This is a genomic window from Paenibacillus amylolyticus, from assembly GCF_047302515.1.
GTDB lineage: Bacteria > Bacillota > Bacilli > Paenibacillales > Paenibacillaceae > Paenibacillus > Paenibacillus amylolyticus_G.
The window spans coordinates 1,538,332-1,557,493 of record NZ_CP168019.1 but is presented as its reverse complement, the minus strand read 5'-3'; the positions used below and the strand labels follow the sequence as shown (position 1 = coordinate 1,557,493).

17 protein-coding genes are annotated in these 19,162 nt (G+C 46.4%); all 17 read right to left on the bottom strand.

Going from position 1 to position 19,162, the window contains the following annotated elements; all coding sequences use genetic code 11:
- Positions 1-38 precede the first annotated feature (38 nt).
- The 17 genes from ACDJ59_RS06960 to bshA all read right to left on the bottom strand — a co-directional run bounded on the left by ACDJ59_RS06960 (position 39) and on the right by bshA (position 19,150).
- A complete protein-coding gene (locus ACDJ59_RS06960; RefSeq protein WP_413408051.1) occupies positions 39-743 on the bottom strand; it encodes a DnaD domain protein in 705 nt (234 codons plus the stop codon).
- Between the two features lie 20 nt (positions 744-763).
- The gene (asnS, locus tag ACDJ59_RS06955) at positions 764-2,059 is read right to left on the bottom strand and encodes an asparagine--tRNA ligase (protein WP_017687752.1); all 1,296 of its coding nucleotides are present in this window, start codon (positions 2,057-2,059) and stop codon (positions 764-766) included.
- A gap of 101 nt (positions 2,060-2,160) precedes the next feature.
- Positions 2,161-3,366, bottom strand: a complete 1,206-nt coding sequence (locus ACDJ59_RS06950) for an acetate/propionate family kinase (protein ID WP_036671987.1) — start codon at positions 3,364-3,366, stop codon at positions 2,161-2,163.
- Positions 3,363-4,235, bottom strand: coding sequence for a 3-hydroxyacyl-CoA dehydrogenase family protein (locus ACDJ59_RS06945; RefSeq protein ID WP_017687750.1), 873 nt, complete (start codon positions 4,233-4,235; stop codon positions 3,363-3,365). Before ACDJ59_RS06945 ends, ACDJ59_RS06950 begins: the two co-directional genes overlap by 4 nt.
- Before the next feature lie 133 nt (positions 4,236-4,368).
- Positions 4,369-5,871: an AAA family ATPase gene (locus tag ACDJ59_RS06940; RefSeq protein WP_413408050.1), complete on the bottom strand. Its 1,503-nt coding sequence runs from the start codon at positions 5,869-5,871 to the stop codon at positions 4,369-4,371.
- Positions 5,864-6,391, bottom strand: a complete 528-nt coding sequence (locus tag ACDJ59_RS06935; protein WP_413408049.1) for a hypothetical protein — start codon at positions 6,389-6,391, stop codon at positions 5,864-5,866. Before ACDJ59_RS06935 ends, ACDJ59_RS06940 begins: the two co-directional genes overlap by 8 nt.
- Before the next feature lie 301 nt (positions 6,392-6,692).
- Positions 6,693-7,223 carry a hypothetical protein gene (locus ACDJ59_RS06930; protein ID WP_413408048.1) on the bottom strand — a complete coding sequence of 177 codons (531 nt, stop codon included), beginning with the start codon at positions 7,221-7,223 and terminating at the stop codon, positions 6,693-6,695.
- A gap of 37 nt (positions 7,224-7,260) precedes the next feature.
- Positions 7,261-8,568, bottom strand: a complete 1,308-nt coding sequence (locus ACDJ59_RS06925; RefSeq protein ID WP_413408047.1) for an amidohydrolase — start codon at positions 8,566-8,568, stop codon at positions 7,261-7,263.
- Entirely contained in the window at positions 8,555-9,208 is a 654-nt protein-coding gene (locus ACDJ59_RS06920) for a redox-sensing transcriptional repressor Rex (RefSeq protein ID WP_076317448.1), read from the bottom strand. The genes ACDJ59_RS06925 and ACDJ59_RS06920 overlap by 14 nt, the downstream gene beginning before the upstream one ends.
- Positions 9,209-9,427: 219 nt before the next feature.
- The gene (dinG, locus tag ACDJ59_RS06915) at positions 9,428-12,289 is read right to left on the bottom strand and encodes an ATP-dependent DNA helicase DinG (protein ID WP_340029071.1); all 2,862 of its coding nucleotides are present in this window, start codon (positions 12,287-12,289) and stop codon (positions 9,428-9,430) included.
- A 142-nt stretch (positions 12,290-12,431) separates the two neighbouring features.
- Positions 12,432-13,055: a tetratricopeptide repeat protein gene (locus ACDJ59_RS06910; protein WP_313771433.1), complete on the bottom strand. Its 624-nt coding sequence runs from the start codon at positions 13,053-13,055 to the stop codon at positions 12,432-12,434.
- Between the two features lie 117 nt (positions 13,056-13,172).
- Positions 13,173-13,556: an aspartate 1-decarboxylase gene (gene panD / locus ACDJ59_RS06905; RefSeq protein WP_017687742.1), complete on the bottom strand. Its 384-nt coding sequence runs from the start codon at positions 13,554-13,556 to the stop codon at positions 13,173-13,175.
- A complete protein-coding gene (panC, locus tag ACDJ59_RS06900; RefSeq protein WP_413408046.1) occupies positions 13,549-14,445 on the bottom strand; it encodes a pantoate--beta-alanine ligase in 897 nt (298 codons plus the stop codon). The genes panD and panC overlap by 8 nt, the downstream gene beginning before the upstream one ends.
- Complete coding sequence (panB, locus tag ACDJ59_RS06895) at positions 14,442-15,320, bottom strand: 3-methyl-2-oxobutanoate hydroxymethyltransferase (protein ID WP_100527241.1); 879 nt, start codon at positions 15,318-15,320, stop codon at positions 14,442-14,444. The genes panC and panB overlap by 4 nt, the downstream gene beginning before the upstream one ends.
- A gap of 344 nt (positions 15,321-15,664) precedes the next feature.
- Positions 15,665-16,642, bottom strand: coding sequence for a biotin--[acetyl-CoA-carboxylase] ligase (locus tag ACDJ59_RS06890; protein ID WP_413408045.1), 978 nt, complete (start codon positions 16,640-16,642; stop codon positions 15,665-15,667).
- Positions 16,629-17,927 (bottom strand): CCA tRNA nucleotidyltransferase, encoded by a 1,299-nt coding sequence (locus ACDJ59_RS06885; RefSeq protein ID WP_413408044.1) that lies wholly within the window; start codon positions 17,925-17,927, stop codon positions 16,629-16,631. The genes ACDJ59_RS06890 and ACDJ59_RS06885 overlap by 14 nt, the downstream gene beginning before the upstream one ends.
- Before the next feature lie 62 nt (positions 17,928-17,989).
- Entirely contained in the window at positions 17,990-19,150 is a 1,161-nt protein-coding gene (gene bshA / locus ACDJ59_RS06880; protein ID WP_413408043.1) for an N-acetyl-alpha-D-glucosaminyl L-malate synthase BshA, read from the bottom strand.
- Positions 19,151-19,162: the final 12 nt, after the last annotated feature.

Below are 19,162 nucleotides of genomic sequence, written 5' to 3'. Positions count from 1 at the left end.
GACTTCTGGCCTGTTTCTTGTCCCTGCCTACACTTGAATTAACGTCCACCATTACGAAACCGCTGCGTGTACGCCTTCGCGTCTTGAACGGTCTTGACACGATTGCGACTCCACTCAAGCAGAATTCGATCGATATACCTGAAATGTACTTTGCCTGCAAAAACCGCTTCCTTCAGAGCCATTAGAATCAATTCCTCTTGATAACGGTCCTGATCCAACCAGCCGGATATCGTCTCGCACTCCATTGGAGAGAGCGGACGTCCAAATTCTTTTTCAAAGATGGAGAACATGTTCCGTTCTTCCTCTTCTTTTTGAACACTGTTCGAATCTTGACGTGCTGTATTGATACTCTGCTGCTCCGCACGGAATGCGGCTACTTCTTCAGCAGTGCACGCTGCAAGCTTGGCATATAATCCATGTAAGTCATATCGCTCGTACTGGATGTCCCGTTCTTCGTCACGGTGCTCGTCAATTGCAATATACCCATCCCTCATCAGACGTTGCAACATTCTGGCAATGCCTTCAGGTGCAAGTCCCATGCGCGTCGCAAGCTCTTCAAGCGTGGGAAACTCATTGAACTCTGCCTGACGGAACCCTAGCAGTTGAATCAGAAGAAGCACTTCTGCATCTGATAGACCAAGCTGGTGATAAAAACGTAACAAGGCATACGGCAGATGAGCTGTACCCGATGTCATGCCATAAGCTGCTCCATCCAACCAAGCTTTGGATGTGGTGTCTTCCATAGACGCTCCTCGGTTAAGCATTAAGGGTACAGACGATAGAGCATACGTGGGAATGCGATTGTTTCACGTACATGATCCAATCCACAGATCCATGCTACCGTCCGCTCCAATCCCAGACCGAAACCGGAGTGAGGAACCGATCCGTATTTACGCAAATCCAGATACCATTGGTAAGCTTCATCCGAGAGATTGTGCTCCTCAAAACGCTGTTGCATCAATTCCGGATCATCGATACGCTGCGAACCGCCAATAATCTCTCCGTAGCCTTCTGGTGCAATCATATCAGCACAGAGAACAACTTCAGGACGATTCGGATCTGGTTTCATATAGAATGCCTTGATTCCAGCAGGGTAATGCGTGATAAAGACAGGTGTATTGTACTTCTCAGCAATTGCTGTTTCGTGCGGTGCACCAAAGTCTTCTCCCCAAGGAATATCAAAGCCTTGTCCATGCAGGAATTCAATCGCTTCATCATACGTAATACGCGGGAATGGAGCTACGATGCCTTCGAGTTTGGATACATCACGACCGATAGATTCCAGTTCTGCACGGCAGTTTTTAACCACGGATTGAACGACATGAGCGATAAATTTCTCTTGTACGCGCAGACTTTCCTCGTGATCTACAAATGCCATTTCCGGCTCAATCATCCAGAACTCAATCAAGTGACGACGTGTTTTGGACTTCTCTGCGCGGAATGTTGGACCAAATGAATATACTTTGCCTAGCGCCATAGCTGCGGCTTCCATATACAATTGACCACTTTGTGTCAGATAAGCATCTTCATCAAAGTATTTGATGTGGAACAGGTTCGTTGTTCCTTCCGCAGACGATGGTGTCAAAATCGGAGGATCAACTTGTGTGAATCCGTTACCATCAAAGAACTGCTGAACAGCGCGAATAATCTCTGCCCGAATCACCATAACAGCACGTTGCTTCGTAGAACGAAGCCACAGATGACGATGGTCCATCAAGAAATCAACACCATGCTCTTTAGGCGTAATTGGATAGTTTTCAGTCAGGTGAATGATCTCAACCCCTGTAACCGTCATCTCGTAACCGGACGCACTGCGAGGTTCTTCACGAATAATACCTGTAACATACAAAGAGCTTTCTTGAGTCAGGCTCTTGGCATTGTTCCAGATCTCTTCACTAACTTCACTTTTCACAACAACCCCTTGGATATATCCGGTTCCATCACGCAGCTGCAAAAACTGAATTTTACCGCTGGAACGTTTGTTGTTAATCCAGGCACCGATTGTTACGGTTTCGCCCACATGCTCGTTCACATTACGAATTACACAATTCGTATTCATGCCCATATCTCCCCTTGGTTCCTGAATTTGAAAATGCAGCGGGCAGGCTTATGCCTGTCCCCTGCACTTCCTTGTCATTCTATATTTACTTTACAGTTAGATTACTGAGAATTCAATACGATTCGGTGTGTATCACGTGCAATTACCAATTCTTCGTTAGTTGGCACAACGAGAACTTCCACTTTGGAATTCGCTGTTGTGATCCGGCGTGGTTCGCCAGAACGAATGGCATTCAGCGCTTCATCCAGTTCAACACCCAGATAAGTGAGCTGCTCACATACTTTTTGGCGAAGTACAACAGAGTTCTCACCTACACCAGCCGTAAAGACAATCACGTCTACACCGTTCATTGCAGCTGCATATGAGCCGATGTATTTACGCAGACGGTATTCGTACATTTCAAAAGCAAGCGTGGAGTTGGCATCGCCATTCTCCATACCTTCCGTAATCTCACGCATGTCACTGCTGATTCCGGAGATCGCAAGCAATCCACTGTGTTTGTTCAACATGGAGTTCACTTCGCTTACGCTCAGTTCTTCCTTGTTCATCACATAAGGTACGATGGCTGGGTCAAGGTCACCAGAACGCGTTCCCATCATCAGTCCTTCAAGCGGTGTCATACCCATCGAAGTATCCACGGATACGCCACCTTTAACTGCTGTTACACTACCACCGTTACCGACGTGACAAGTGATAATTTTCAGATCTTCCACTGGACGATCCAGATATTCAGCAGCTGCCTTGCTTACGAAATCATGGGAAGTACCATGTGCGCCGTAGCGACGTACTTTATATTTTTTGTAAAGTACACGCGGAATGGCATACAGGTAAGCTTTTTCAGGCATTGTCTGATGGAACGCTGTATCAAAGACCATAACCTGTGGCACACCAGGCATATTTAATTCAGCCGCACGAATACCCATCATTGCTGCAGGGTTATGAAGTGGAGCCAAGTCGAACAAACGACGAATTTCAGCTTTGGCAGCATCATCTACCAATGCAGATTCTTTAAATGCTTCACCACCGTGAACAACACGGTGTCCAACAGCTTGAATTTCACTTACAGAATCCAGTACACCATTTTCTTTGTGAGTCAAAATATCAATGACTTTACGGATCGCTGTTGTATGCTCCAGAATCTCACTAACTTCTGTAACATCCTCACGGCCTGTCGGTTTGTGTGTCAGGATGGAGGAATCCATTCCGATCCGTTCTACCAAACCTTTAGCCAGTACAGATTCGTCAGTCATATTATACAGTTGATATTTGAGCGAGGAACTCCCCGCATTAATTACGAGTACTTTCACAGTCGGTCACCATCCTTGTCGTACTTGAAGAATCCTTCGCCTGTTTTGGCACCTAAGTGTCCTGCACGCACCATTTTCTTCAGGACTGTAGAAGGACGATATTTCAATTCTCCGAATTCACGGAACATTCTTTCGAGTGCAGCTTCAACAGAATCCAATCCGAAACGGTCAGCCATTTCGAGTGGTCCATGTTGGAAGTTGTATCCGATACGCATTGCATCATCGATATCTTCAGCAGATGCAACACCTTCTTGCAATACATGCAACGCTTCGTTAATTAGCAGGCAGATCAAGCGGGAGGTTACGAATCCAGGTGATTCATAGATCATGACTCCTTTTTTGTCCGCTACTTCTTCAACAAAACGTCTGGTCTCTTCGAATGTTGTATCCGAAGTTTTCAGTCCACGAATAATCTCTACAAGATCAACCCGGGATACCGGGTGAATAAAGTGCATACCAATAACACGCTCTGGGTATTTGGTCGAGCTTGCAAGCTCGGTCAAACTCAGCGTGGATGTATTACTTGCAAGAATGACATTGCTTGGACAAACTTGGTCCAGTTGGCTGAATACTGCTTTTTTCGCATCCAGATCCTCTGAAATTGTCTCAATGACCATGTCGCAAGTTCCAAGTTCAGCTAAATGAGCTACCTTGGTAATACGGGAAAGAATCAATTTCTTCTCCGCTTTTGTAATCGCCCATTTCTCAAGTTGTTTATCCAGATTGGTTTCGATCATGTCATATGCATGATCCAGCTTTTGTGTTGTATGCTCCACGAGAAGCACATCAAGTCCTTTGGCTGCGAGCATCTGGGAAATACCTTGTCCCATCGTACCGCCGCCGACAACTCCTATTTTTTTGAAAAACATGGTTCTGCTCCATCCTTTCGGTTCTCTATTTCTCTATTGTACCCTGTTCGCCGAAAATTACAAATTTCGACCCAACATATAATAATATCTTAGCACGAGTGAAATGTAAAAAAAAATAACCAGCATAAATAAATTATGCTGGTAGAAGGGCACTGTCACGAAATTGACAACGAAATTGCTCGCCAGACAAAACTTCCTCACGAATCAAGATGTCGAGTGAATTGTCGAAAATTGTCCGTTGTTCTTCAAGCAACTGCTTTGTCTGTTCCATCAGTTCTTGCAGAATTAATTTATTCTCTCGCATCAGTTCCTCGGTTGTGACCATATCCATGTTCACAATCCCAAGTGAAGTCAATCCCGAAGCCATCATCGTCTGTACAACATTGGTTGCCTGATCAAAGTCATTGCGTGAACCTGTGGAACGACCACCGTAGTACATTTCCTCCGCAGCTGCTCCTCCGAGTGCAATCATAATCTGCTCTTCCAGGAAGCGCTTCGTATAGAGGAACTGTTCCTGTTGCGGGTTATGACGTACATATCCCAGCGCCTGTCCACGGGGACTGAGTGCTACCTGACTTACACTGCCTGGACGAACGAGTTCAGCCATAATGGCATGTCCCAATTCATGAATGGCGACCCTTTTCTTCTCTTCCACACTGGACTCACGGTCTGTCTTCTCACCCATCATGACTTTATCAATAGCCAGGGACAGATGCCGCTGCTCGATGTTTAACAGCCCGTCTCTCATGGCGTATATTGCTGCTTCGTTCATCACACTTTCGAGCTGTGCACCGGAGAAACCATATGATTCTTCCGCTGTCTTCTCCAGATTAACTTCCTTCATCAGAGGTTTGTTCACCGCATGCAGTTCCAGAATATGCTTTCTGCCCTTTTTGTCAGGCAAGTCCACTTGAATGTGGCGGTCAAAACGTCCCGGGCGCGTCAGGGCGCTATCCAGCATCTCTTTGCGGTTTGTTGCAGCGATAACCAGAATTCTTGGCGTATCAGAAGTATAGATTCCATCCATTTCCGTCAGGAGCTGATTCAGGGTCTGATCATATTCACGCTGTTGACCACCTTCACGTTTACCACCGATGACATCAATTTCATCGATAAAGATAATTGCGTTTTCCTTATTTTCCTTGGTGGCACGGGTTCTCGCGTCCTTGAACAAATCCCGAATTCTGCTGGCACCTACACCAACATACATTTCCACAAATTCACTACCGGATGCTGCTACGAAAACAGAATCGGTGTAATGGGCAGCAGCCTTGGCCATCAACGTTTTCCCTGTCCCTGGAGGGCCCGTCAGCAAGATCCCTTTTAACGGACGAATCCCGAACTTCCGGATTTCTTCATGTTTGATGAGAAAGTCAAGCGCTTCACGCAATTCCTGCTTGGCACTGTCCTGACCTCCAATTTCTTCAAAAGTAAGCTTGGAAGGTCCTTTTTTCTTCCGTTTACGTTCCTGTGCAGCGCCTACTGTAATCCCGCCACGCATTTGCATCATGAACAATAAAGCTCCGACAAGCACCCCTGCAATCAGAATCGGAACAATATTAACACCAGTAAAAGCAAGGAAAATAATCAATACGGGAAAAAATCCGATGGCAACTTCTTTTGTCCACTTAGGCATTAGGCCACACTCCTATCTGACCGGGCACACGCGGCAGAATAATAAACTTGCTGGCATCTCCGTCTCTGAGACTGACATATACATTGTTGTCATCCATCGCTGTATTTACCTTAATTCCATTCGTCGCCATCTTTGACAACGTTGGTGTAATCTCGGTGTATTGCTTGTTCTCCATCGCTTGAGCTACGGTGAACATCGCATCACCCCACCAACTTTCCAGTGCTTCACTTGAATGATCCACAACATCCAACTTTAGTGAACGTGTTCCAATCAGGGTCTGTCCTTCTTTGTGAATATATTGTACCAGTCTGCCCAAATCAACATCAGGTTGCAGATCCAGTTTCAATTGTACCTCATTGCGGTTAATAGTTAATTGAACGTCATTGACTCCATCATACTGGGTAACCATCTTTTCAATCGGATTCTGCACGGCCACCTGACGATATACAAACCAACCTCCAAACAACACAACGGCTGAAATGACGGCAGTTAAAGCAATAGGCAATACTTTTAGCTTCAAGTGAATTACCCCTCCCAGATTTCGGCCTAACCTACTGGCTTATTGGTATATACGAATATGTGCATATTGACTCCTGCGAGAATTTCGACAGGATTATTTGTTTTGAATGTAACTTTGAGTACATATCTGAGTATATCACATCGTATATACAATTTCGAAGGCGAAAATATGAATAAATTATTAATTTTAACTATTTAAATCAAAAATGTTTACAGACAACACAAAGAACCGGTTCAGTCGGATATCCGTCTGCCGGTTCTTTTATTTCTTTAATTCTCTAGCTATGTCACTCTATCTTGTTCTAGCTGTTCGGGAGTGTGTAGACAAGGTCCACCTGTTCTCCATTGCTAAAACGATAAAAGCGATAGTGGTTATGCGTACCGTCTTTATAGTACACTTGCCACACATATATTCCATTCACAACTCCGGGCATGATTCGTTTAATCTCACCGGCAGGAACTTCAGAACTGAAGCGATTGCGTATCTGCGCTTCGGACATGCCATTTTGCAGTAGCTCACTGTGTACAGCGTTTGCACCCTTAGCCGGTTGATTGTTTGCATCGAATTTAACCCAGACCATAACATCCTGGGTATCCTTATTTTTGCCGATCAGGGTCCAGTAGATGTTGTCAGAGCCTTCTTTGTCTCCCCAGATGTACTTACGCAATTCATCATAGGATGTAATGCCCAGTTGCTCCTGTGCTGCTTGTATGGCGAGCGCTTCTTCCTTGCGTTGGTCCTGCGTGACATGGACGTAATAACGCTGAAGTCCAAACAGAATCAGAACCAGTGCAAGCAGCGAAATCCATATCCACTTCTTTTTTTTCTTCAAAAGCCGAACTTCCTTTCCCTATGATGCTGTCCTGCAATTAACGAGCAAGCAGACCATCAAATGCCAATTGAGACTCACGCAAAATGCGTTCTTCATCCAGCGTCAGACATTCGCCATGTTTCACCACTTGTTTTCCATCCACCCATACGTGCTCAACATCTTTGGCAGAAGCCGAGTAGATCGTATGTGAGATCAGGTCTGTATGTGGATAGAAATGTGCCTGTTCAATGTCCAAGGCAATAAAGTCAGCCTTCATGCCGACCTGGAGTGCTCCGGTATTGTTCAAGAAGATAGATTTGGCACCGTATGACGTTCCGAGTAATAACGCTTCGCCTGCTGGCACTGCCGTCGGGTCACCGGATACACCTTTGTGGATCAATGCAGCCAGTCTCATTTCCTCGAACATATCCAAGTTGTTGTTGCTTGCCGGTCCGTCTGTTCCGAGTGACACGGTAACTCCTGCTTTCAGCAACGCAGGTACCCGCGCAACACCGGAAGCGAGTTTCAGGTTACTTCCCGGGTTATGGGATACAGCCACATCATGACGGGCCAGAATATCAATCTCTTCGTCATTCAGATGCACCGCATGTGCAACCAGGGATGGACGAGAGAAAAAGCCCAGTTTCTCCAGATGTGCCACAGGACGCAGTCCATAATCAGCCACGTTCTGCTCGACTTCACGAAGCGTTTCCGACATATGTGTATGAAGGGGAAGGTTTAGGTCGTTCGCGACCTGCACAAGCTTCTCTATGTAGTCAGGAGGGCATGTATATGGTGCATGTGGCGAGATTACGGTTGTAATGCGACCATCTGCCTGTCCATTCCACTCACGCGCAAACGCAGCCGACTCCTCCAGCTTCCGCAATTGTTCTTCCTCCGAGCACAACCCGATTACACCACGTGCCAGTGCTGCTCTAACGCCGGATTGCTCCACAACTTTGGCAACTTGATCCATGTGATCGTACATGTCCAGGAATGCTGTAGTTCCGCCTTTCAACATTTCAAGCACCGATAGCGAAGTTCCCCAATATACGTCTTCTGAAGTCATTTTCGCTTCCATCGGCCACATTTTTTCCTGCAACCATACTTGCAATGCAAGATCGTCTCCGTGCCCTCTGAGCAACGACATCGCTGCATGACCATGCGTATTGATCAGACCCGGCAGGAAGAACAGTCCTTTTCCATCCACTTTGGTACAATTTTTGTCTTCATCCGGCAATGTCTCACCAATATGCACAATCTTATCATTCTCAACAACCATGTATCCTTGGACCACGTTCCATGTTGTGCCGCCTTCATTAACGGCAAATTTGCCGTTGTGAATTACCCATCTATTTGTTGTCATCTTCCTCGTCGTCCTTTCCAGTCTCCAAGTAATAGGCCAAACTAAGCAGATCTGTTGTAAAGTCAGCATGGTGAATGCGGATATGCGGCGGTGTTTTTAGAATGGTTGGTGCAAAATTAAGGATCGCTTCAATTCCTGATTCAATAAGCTGATCGGCTACATTTTGGGCTTCCGTATCCGGAACCGTGATAATTCCGATGCGAATGTTTTCCATTTTAACCGCTTCCGTCAATTCATCCATTGGTTTTACCGTCAAACTGTTGATTTGACTACCAATCTTTGGTCCATATGCATCAAATACAGCAACAATCTTCATGTTGTCTTTCAGATATGCGTTGTAGTTGGACAAGGCCTGTCCGAGATTACCCGCGCCTACCAGAGCTACATTAATTTGCTGATCGATTTTGAGAATGTGACGAATTTTCTCGATCAAATAGGATACATCATACCCGATCCCTTTACGACCAAAATCACCGAAGTAAGCCAGGTCTTTACGAATTTGGGCCGGATTCAGATCCAGCCTCTGTCCAAGCTCTTGAGAAGAAACAGTAGCCACCTCACGCTGATGCAACTCGTTCAAATAACGCAAGTATACAGGCAGACGTCGTACCACCGCTTCCGAAATTTTATCCGATTTCATTCTTGCTCCCCCTTACCAAGGCCACGATAAAATAATAGATGAAAAGATGAGCATTCTGTATAAAACTCAAAGATAAACGTGACATTTTATACAGAATGCTCCTTGTAATTTAGGTTATAAGTTCTTACGTCCAACTGCTTTAATCGGATACGGAAATATCTAATAAAGTTTAACGCCAAACGATAGTGTCATGCAATGATATAACGAACAAAACAACCATTATTTTTGTTCATTAGCAGGTTTTTCCAACCACTCGGTAATTCGTGGAACCATCTGCTCCGTGAGCATATGTTCCATTTTGGGACCAGGTAATGAATATAAAAAGAATTTACCATAATACGCTTCAATCACCCGTGTATCATAAACAATGACAATTCCTCTGTCCTTTGCTGTACGCACCAATCGGCCAAATCCCTGTTTGAAACGAATGACCGCTTGTGGCACGGACAGTTTCATGAACGGATTTTTCTTCTGTTCCTGAAGCAACTCACTCTTGGCTTCCACCAACGGATGATTCGGTGGCTGGAAAGGCAGTCGCACAATAGCGAGACAGGTTAGCGCCTCTCCCGGGATATCTACACCCTCCCAGAAGCTGCTTGTGCCCAGAAGTACCGTTGCTTTGGCATCTTGAAACCTGCGAGTCAATTTGGAACGACTTCCACTATCAACGCCTTGACCAAGCAACGAGATGTCGTTGCCAGACAGCGCCTCCTTCAGCGGATCATAGACCTGTCGCAACATCTTGTATGAAGTAAACAGAACCATCATGCGTCCACGCGTAGCAATTGCCGTCTCTGCGAGTGATTGCACCAGCATATTAACAAAGTGCGCATCTCCCACACTTCCCTTCACACTTGGGAAATCACGCGGAATCACCAGAAGTGCCTGATCGCGATAATTGAAAGGTGATGGCAACATCGACGTTAACAGCCGATTATTCTCAGAGGCTTCCTGTAAGCCAAGCTGCTCAATCATGAACTGGAATGACTTATCTACAGAGAGCGTAGCCGAAGTAAGCACAACACTTTTCTTTTTGTCAAAAAATAAATCCTTAAGTTGTGCACTGACATCTACAGGTACGGCATACAGCTGGAGAGATTTACTGCGGAACTGACCGCTTGCTTCCATCCAGTACACCGTTTTGGCGTCATCCATACGCATGAAGAAACGTAGATTTTCCTTCAATGTGGTCAGATCTTTCAGTAATCCTGTAATGTCCGTGATCAGACTGTCCGATTGATAATCATCCTGATCCTCTTTCACCTCAAGCAGCAATTTGTCCCCTTTGCGAACCAAATCACCCAGAGTCACATAGATCTGGTTCTCCAGATCCTGCAACTCCTGCCATTTTGCAGGTTTCTGAGATGCTTTCAGACGCAGTGAAAATTGCCCCGTCTCTCCCGGTGAAGCATCACTTCGTTCAGGCAACAGACCAAACAAGGCATCGCTCATACGATCCCACAGCTCCTTAACTTCAAGAGCGAGCGGGAACATCTGATCCACCATGGAGCCCCATTGCACCGAATTTTCATGCCCGGATAACTGCGAACGAAGCATAGGCAGCTGACCATTACGACTGTCTTTAAACAGGCGGGTCAGTGTATGAACCAAGGTGAAATATTTCATATGCATTCCAAGATGTTTACCAGCGACATCCTCCAGATGATGTGCCTCATCGATCACAAGACTCTCATAAGCTGGCAGCAGCTGATGCGCGGCTTTCACATCCGTAAATAATTTGGAGTGATTGGTGATTACGATATCAGACAACCCGGCCTCATGTTTGGCACGATGGTAGAAACATTTGCGGAACCATGGACATGATCTTCCCAGACAAGACTCAGATTCGCTCTGTACCGTCTCCCAGAAGTCCCCTCCGCGTCCGCTAAGGTTGAGTTCCTCATCATCTCCGGTTTCGGTCTGCGTAAGCCAGACAATCATCTGAGCGGCTGTGAAATAATCCTCTTTAGGTGTGGCGAATTCACGTTTATTGATTTTGTGTTCAAATTTGCGCAGGCACAGGTAATGTCCACGTCCTTTGAATACAGCAGCCTTAAACGGGAATGGAACCACTTGGGTCAGCATCGGAATGTCTCGCTCTCTCAATTGCTCCTGCAGATTGATCGTATGCGTGCTGACCATAACTTTCTGTTCTTGCTTCACACTTTCGTAAATAGCAGGCAACAGATACCCTAGAGATTTACCGGTACCCGTTCCAGCTTCGATCAAGAGATGTTTCTCTTCATCCAGGGCTTGCCTTACACTGCTGAACATCTGAGTCTGCGCTTCACGCTCTTCGTAATGATCCAGCGTATCCTTCAGGTTCTCCCGAACCTGGTCCATGAACTGTTCGAAGCTTACACCATCGAGAGGGTTAGCCTCCCGCTCATCGCGTGGTGCACCAATATCGGTCCAATCACTTACATTAAGAGCAAGCTGACGATAATAGGTATGTCCGTCCAGATCCTGAATCGGCTCTGCTTCCTTCTCACTGCGCATCCCGTCCAAGAACCAGCCCAAGTCACTGTCTTCTGGTGCAAACAGGTCACTGAGGCGCTGAATCGTTATGAGCGGTAATTCCTTTAACTCATCCAGACACTTGAGCAGCACATAGGCTGTCGCAAGTGCATCACTGTCTGCCTGGTGAGGGCGATCATGTTGAAATCCAAATTCGGAAGACACATAACCGAGTTGATAAGAACCCAGTGATGGGAATGTGATCTTCAGAAAATCAATCGTGTCCAGAATGCGGCCAGTGAACGGCAAATAACCGCAACGGTCAAGAGCATTCTGCAAAAAGTGAAAATCAAAAGCGACGTTGTGTCCAACAAGCACCACATCATTAAGCAGCGGAACCATCTCCATCATCATCTCTTCGAGTGAAGGAGCGTCCGCCACATCTTCATCGGTAATACCCGTCAACCCCGAAATAAACGGGGGAATCGGTACACCAGGGTTCACATAAGAACTATATATTTGAGTTATGCTGTAGTCATGATCTATGATGGCAAGTCCGGCCTGTATAATCTCACCGTCGGACTGCGTGCCGGTTGTTTCGAAATCCAATACGGCAAATTTCATTGCAATGTACGGTCCCTTCCATTCCAGTCTATGTTACAGCATAGCAAAAAAAAAAGGATTTGAAAATTAACTGACAAAAAAGCGGTGTCCCCGCCGCTATGCCAAAGGAGGGAACACCGTTTTTTTGTCGCCGAATTCCCGCTTAATGAAGGGTCGTCAGCTGATTAGCATATTGCAATTTTCCCCTGTTCAACCTGCAAGCTTCCATGTTGTACAGTGGCTCGGTCAATGTCGGGTCATACTGAAGGGCCTGTGCAAAGAGTGAACATGCAGCTTCGGGATTCGCAAGCTTGGCTTGAATACAGCCCAGGGCGTTACATACAAGCCCTTTCAAGCGAGGTGAACCCTTAAGGTACATGATCTGCTGCAAATGTGTCCCGGCTTCCGCCATTTGTTCCAGATTCAGATACGCGAGTGCCAGGTAAAAACGAGTCAATGCACTCTCCGGATGGTCGGTCACAACCCGGGAGAACTGCATGATCGCCTGCGGATACATCTGTAATTTGAAATACCCCTGACCTCGACTGAAACATTCCAGATGGAGTTCAGGCAGAGCGGTAACAGCTTCCTGTTCCGGTTCAAGGGAAGCAGGCTTATCCATCTCCCGCTCCCTCACCTGGCTCATCTTTTCTTCAAACATCAGCCATTCATCCAGCATTCCGTCACTCATCCGCTTAAGCAAATTCCACTTTTGCAGTAATTCCTGTTTGTTCAGGCCTTCAGCGGAAGGATAGCTCTTGATAATTTCATCTAACATGTCGTTCATTTCTGCGAAAACATGCTGGAACATCGATGCATCCCCACCCTTGAAAAAATGGATTAGTGCAGTGACCTGTACTCATTTTTTGCTTCAAGGGCCGATTTCATTCTCCTTACCAGTCGATTACATAATTGTTGCGTGGACTTCCTGCTTCATCGTTTGTACAGGTTTATTCTGTCCATCTACAAATACAACGGTTGGTTTGTGAGTATTTGCCTCTTCTTGCGACATCATGGCGTAAGAAATGATAATGACGTTATCTCCAGGCTGTACCAGCCGTGCAGCTGCGCCGTTAAGACATATGACCCCGCTTCCGCGTGGTCCTGGAATCACATAAGTTTCCAGACGTGCACCATTGTTGTTGTTCACAATTTGCACTTTCTCGTTTTCCATCAAGTCGGATGTTTCCATCAAATCTTCATCTATGGTAATGCTACCCACATAGTTCAAATTGGCTTCCGTTACCGTAGCCCGGTGAATTTTGGATTTCATCAGTGTTCTAAACATGGGACAGTACCTCCGATTTTTGCAACCTTATATTGTCAATCAATCTTGTTTTTCCGAATTTCACCGCAAGTGCAATGAGCAGATCGTCACGGCCTTGAACTTCTTCCTGATCTGTGAGCGGCTCCAGACTTGGAAAAGCCTGAATCTCGGCGTAGTCGATAACGGCAAGCGGTGAGGTTGCAATGTGCTCGCGCAGAATACGACGGATATCTGCGGCTGTAGTAGCTACACCTGTATCTGCGGCTTCCTGAGCTGCACGCAGTGCCTTCGACAGAACCAAGGCCTGTGTACGCTGTTCTGCGCTAAGATAGACATTACGTGAACTGAGAGCAAGACCATCCTCTTCGCGAACAATCGGACAGGGTACAATTTCTACAGGCATATTCAAATCATTCACCATCTGTTGAATGACCGCAACCTGCTGAGCGTCTTTCATACCAAAAAATGCACGCTGTGGCTGTACGATGTTGAAGAGCTTGGAGACTACAGTTGTTACCCCGTCAAAATGCCCCGGACGGGAAGCGCCACATAAGCGCTCCGTCAGTTTTGAGACAGATACCGTCGTTTGTGTTGCCTGTGGATACATCTCTTCAACAGAGGGAATAAATACGATATCCACTCCTTGTGAGCGTGCTGTTTCCACATCTCTGGCTTCATCCCGCGGATAGCTGTCAAAATCTTCATTAGGGCCAAATTGAATCGGATTAACAAATATGCTTAATACCACGATATCGCTCTGTTGTCTGGCTGCCTGCATCAAACTTGCATGACCTTGATGAAGAAAACCCATTGTTGGTACCAGACCTACAACGGACGCACTGGACCGAATCGCTTGACGCTTCAAGCTTAATTCCTGTCTTAACTCTGCGATTGTCCGTAATACTTTCATGAGTTACTCCCCACCTTTTCCTTGCGTTGTCCGCCATACAGTTGATCCAGAACACCATCCGCAGCATTGAATACATGCTCTTCGGCCGGGAACGAACGATCTTTCACATCTTTCACGTAAGCTTCGATGCTCGTTCTGATTAATGTACCCACATCTCCATAGGTTTTGACAAATCGTTTGGGCGTATACGGAGAGGCGTATTGAACCACATCGTGGAATACCAGTACCTGACCATCACAGCCTCGTCCTGCTCCAATTCCGATGGTAGGGATGGACAGTTCCTCCGAGATCGCCCGTGCAACTTCTTCCGTAACCAGTTCAAGCACAATGCCAAACGCACCTGCAGCTTCCAGGGCTTTGGCTTCGTCCATCAGACGTTTCGCATCTGCTGCATCCTTGCCCTGAATGCGGTAACCACCAATCTGATTAACCGATTGAGGTGTCAGTCCGATATGTCCAAGAACAGGCACGCCTGCTTGCACAACTGCTCTGACGGTGTCCGCTATCTCGACTCCGCCTTCCATTTTAACCGCATGGGCATGCCCCTCTTGCATCAGTCGACGGACACCCTTAAGCGTCTCATCCACGCTGCCATGATACGTCATAAAAGGCATATCAGCCACAATAAATGTCTTCTCAGCACCGCGCACTACGGAACGTGTGTGGTATACCATGTCATCGATGGTCACCGGAAGCGTCGAATTATAACCCAGTACTACATTGCCGAGTGAATCACCCACCAGGATCAGATCGATACCTGCTTCCTCTGCTAGGAGCGCTGTTGGATAATCGTAAGCCGTGATCATGGTAAGCGGCACGCCATCCTGCTTATATTTTTTCATTTTCACAATATTCAACGCTTGTTTGTTCGCCATTTTCTCTCATGGCTCCTTTCTTCTTTTCAAATAAACGCAACAAAAAAACCTTTTAGTTTTCCACTAAAAAGTCCCGAAAAGTCAAAAAAGAGTCACTTGCGATCGTCCCTTCTGTCTCGGTCCTCTTCGGCTCAGAGCAGAATCCAACAACTCACTTAAACGTACTTCATTCTTACACTGCGGTCTGCTTGTATAAAACACATCAAAGCAGAACAAAGGTTACTGTTACGGGAGTGCAATTCGGTCTGCATTAGCCGATATCGCCTCACGAACACAGTATACCAAAGTTCTGCTCAAACTTCACGTCTTATGTTCATTTTACCAGTGAAAATTCGACAAATTGTTTATGATTTCCAGGAAATCTCACCAGAGATGATTAGTGTATGTTCTCCATCGTGCTTCTCCACGATAAGTGCTCCAGAAGGGTCAAGACCGATTGCCTTCCCTTCAATGACACCATGAGGATTCGTCACTGTAATCTCTCGATTCATCGATACGGACAGGGCCTCCCATAGAGCTGAGATCACGCCAAATCCTTCTTTTTGATACAAAAAATACAACTGTTCAAGCTCCGTCAAAATGGCAGCCGTTAGTTTGGTGCGATCAACGGATTGCCCCGTCTCCATCTTGAGCGAAGTAGCTATAGTTGTAAGATCTTCCGGATAATCCTCGGGATCAAAGTTCACGTCAACGCCTATACCAGCAATACAGTATCTGACTTCATGATCTTCCACTGTAGATTCAAGCAATATGCCACATACCTTGCGTCCGTCAATCAACACATCATTTGGCCATTTGATGCCCGCATCAGCTCCTGAACAAGCTCGAACGGCACGACATACAGCCACTCCTGTTAATAAAGTTAGCTGCGGCGTATGCTGAAGTGGTAGATCAGGGCGTAACAGGACACTCATCCAGATTCCTTTACCCGGAGGAGAGAACCACTGTCGACCGAAACGTCCTCTTCCTCCTGTTTGTTCTTCCGCAATGACCACAGCGCCTTCTGCCTGCCCTTGCTCAGCTAGCTTGAGAACATCCCCTTGCGTAGACAGGGTCGAGGTCAACAAAACAGCCTTACGGCCAAATACGGTTGTATCCAGGGCCAATTGGAGCCCAGTAGCGTCAATGCTATCCGGCTTCGTTAACAGACGGTATCCTTTGCGGGATACCGCTTCAAACTCATAACCCATGTCTCGCAACTTGTTCACATGTTTCCACACAGCGGTCCGACTGATGGACAGATTACGGCTGATCTCTTCACCCGATACGAATCGTCCTTCTGCATTTAATAACATATGTAACAGATCTTCATGTTTGGTCATCTTGAACCACCCGCTTCACTTCTGCACTTAGTGCTTCATGCTGATTCGCTATCGTTCCAATCGCCGTTTCTCGTAACAAATGTTTCATTAGTTGCCCCAGCCAAGGCCCGCCTTTGCGCTGCACCATTTGTAACACTTGTTCCCCTGTAATATCCAACTCTTTCAAGTCATGCACAGGGATCGATTGACTCCATTCGCCTGCAAGCTCTTGAACCAAAACAACCTGTATTTCTGCCTGTTCGGACTGATTCCGCCATCCTGCTGGCAGTGTAGACTGTATTCGAAGCCAATCATCCGCCGCCTGAACGCCACAAGCCAGAACCGTAACGATCCAATCGGAACGGAGACTGACCGTATCCTTCGGCTCCTGAACGAAAGTATGAATCAACTGTTCCACCTGGAGGACCCCTGTTATACGAGAACGATGTTCATTGGAAAATGTCCACTGACGTAATAATACATCTGCTTCATCCTTGCTATAACCGCCAGCAATCAGGATGAGTGACCAACGAAGCAACACATGCTGACCTGACAATTGTTCCAGATTGGATAACAACATCTTGTTAAATCGGGTCGAGCTTACCGGCGCTTTGATATGCGCAAGGGAATCACTTCTGTATAACAGCTCCAACCCTCTTAAAGGATGCGGTCCCGACATCATTTTTACCATCTCGGTGCGTACCCGTTCCATCGCTATATGTTGAAGCAGGTCTTTCTGCCTTACAAGACCTTTCCACGTGTTATGGGCAATTTTGAAATCAAATACGGAAGCAAACCGGACACAGCGGAGCATCCGCAGTGCATCTTCACCAAATCGTTCCATCGCAGAACCCACACATCTGACTCGCTCTTCCTTGATATCTGCCTGTCCACCGAACGGGTCAACGATTGTCCCAGTGACGTCCATAGCAAGAGCGTTCATCGTGAAGTCACGCCGCTGTAGATCTTTCTTGATATCCTGAACAAATTGAACCGCAGCAGGTCTGCGGTTATCCTGATATTCGGATTCTGTTCGAAACGTGGTCACTTCAAAGTAATAACCGCCTGAACGCACGGTAACCGTACCGTGTTGCAAACCTGTAGGAATGCAGTCATCGAACAGTTCCATGACTTGCTGAGGAGAAGCAGAAGTAGTGATATCCATATCATCTACAACTCGTTCCAGCAATTCGTCACGTACACAACCACCTACCCAATATGCCTTGTAGCCATGTTTGTTTAATGTTGTGAGTACATTCTCACTTTGCATTGCCATTTCACGATCTACCTGTGTCCATTGAACCACCACATATCACCTCTTCTCTTGCCTGTTGTGGTATGCACAGTATGATTTCGTCAAAGAAATGATTAACCGCAAACCGGCTTCAGATTCGGAACTTCCCTTCCCAACACCCGGTAGTAAATCTGTTCGTATTCAAGCCGAATTTTATCATTGCAAAAATCATGATGAGCGCGTTGAAGACACGCTTCCCTGAACTCCGCAGCCAAACGATCGTCTGTCAACAAACGGATGGTGTTCTCAGCCATGGATTGTGTATCCCCGATCGCGGATAAAAACCCTGTCTTACCATGTAAGACCAGTTCCGGAATTCCTCCGGCCTGTGAACCGATCGTGGGTACACCACAAGCCATTGCTTCGAGCGCCACAAGTCCGAAACTTTCCTTCTCCGATGGAAGCATCAACACGTCAGCCATGGAAATGACCTGAGCAATGTCATCCTGTTTGCCAAGGAAATGAACTTTATCATTCAACCCGAGATCATTAATTTTCCATTGCATCTTCGGCAAATCAGGTCCTTCACCAACAAATAACAGTTTGGCAGGAACCTGCTCCTGTACCTGACGGAAGACCTCTACCACATCCTGAGTTCTCTTCACCGGTCGGAAATTGGAGATGTGCATTAATATTTTTTCGTCGGGCGCAGCAAAGTCTCTTCGCAGACTGGCAGCATCCCGCGGATAATATATTCGTTTGTCAATAAAATTATAGGTTAGATCGATTGGACGCTGAATATCCAGCAATTCGACCGTTTCTCGAATCAAATCTTGTGATACGGCAGTAACCGCGTCACTTTCATTAATGGCTAGACGTATCAGATCCTTCAGAGATTCATCCTGAGCCAGAACCGTAATATCCGTTCCGTGTAACGTGGTAACCACTTTAAGGCCGTCCCCTACCATTTGTTTCGCAAGAAAGGCACATACTGCGTGTGGAACGGCGTAATGAACATGCAGCAGATCCAGCTGCTGTGACTTAGCCACTTGAGCCATCTTTGTTGCCAGTGACAGGTCATACGGAGGGTAACGGAAAACATAATAATCATTTACTTCAACTTCGTGATAAAAAATATTTTTCTGGAACGTACCCAGTCTGAACGGGATACTGTTGGCAATAAAATGAACCTGATGCCCCTGTTCGGCAAGTAATTTGCCCAGCTCCGTTGCGACAACGCCAGACCCGCCGAGGGACGGATAACAGGTGATGCCGATTTTTAGCTTTTTATCCATCCTGTGGACGCT

Excerpts from the sequence above, each read along its gene's own strand:
- ACDJ59_RS06960 (WP_413408051.1), bottom strand. The coding sequence starts at position 743 with ATGGAAGACACCACATCCAAAGCTTGGTTGGATGGAGCAGCTTATGGC.
- asnS (WP_017687752.1), bottom strand. The coding sequence starts at position 2,059 with ATGAATACGAATTGTGTAATTCGTAATGTGAACGAGCATGTGGGCGAA.
- ACDJ59_RS06945 (WP_017687750.1), bottom strand. The coding sequence starts at position 4,235 with ATGTTTTTCAAAAAAATAGGAGTTGTCGGCGGCGGTACGATGGGACAA.
- ACDJ59_RS06940 (WP_413408050.1), bottom strand. The coding sequence starts at position 5,871 with ATGCCTAAGTGGACAAAAGAAGTTGCCATCGGATTTTTTCCCGTATTG.
- ACDJ59_RS06925 (WP_413408047.1), bottom strand. The coding sequence starts at position 8,568 with ATGACAACAAATAGATGGGTAATTCACAACGGCAAATTTGCCGTTAAT.
- ACDJ59_RS06920 (WP_076317448.1), bottom strand. The coding sequence starts at position 9,208 with ATGAAATCGGATAAAATTTCGGAAGCGGTGGTACGACGTCTGCCTGTA.
- dinG (WP_340029071.1), bottom strand. The coding sequence starts at position 12,289 with ATGAAATTTGCCGTATTGGATTTCGAAACAACCGGCACGCAGTCCGAC.
- ACDJ59_RS06910 (WP_313771433.1), bottom strand. The coding sequence starts at position 13,055 with ATGAACGACATGTTAGATGAAATTATCAAGAGCTATCCTTCCGCTGAA.
- panD (WP_017687742.1), bottom strand. The coding sequence starts at position 13,556 with ATGTTTAGAACACTGATGAAATCCAAAATTCACCGGGCTACGGTAACG.
- panC (WP_413408046.1), bottom strand. The coding sequence starts at position 14,445 with ATGAAAGTATTACGGACAATCGCAGAGTTAAGACAGGAATTAAGCTTG.
- panB (WP_100527241.1), bottom strand. The coding sequence starts at position 15,320 with ATGGCGAACAAACAAGCGTTGAATATTGTGAAAATGAAAAAATATAAG.
- ACDJ59_RS06890 (WP_413408045.1), bottom strand. The coding sequence starts at position 16,642 with ATGACCAAACATGAAGATCTGTTACATATGTTATTAAATGCAGAAGGA.
- bshA (WP_413408043.1), bottom strand. The coding sequence starts at position 19,150 with ATGGATAAAAAGCTAAAAATCGGCATCACCTGTTATCCGTCCCTCGGC.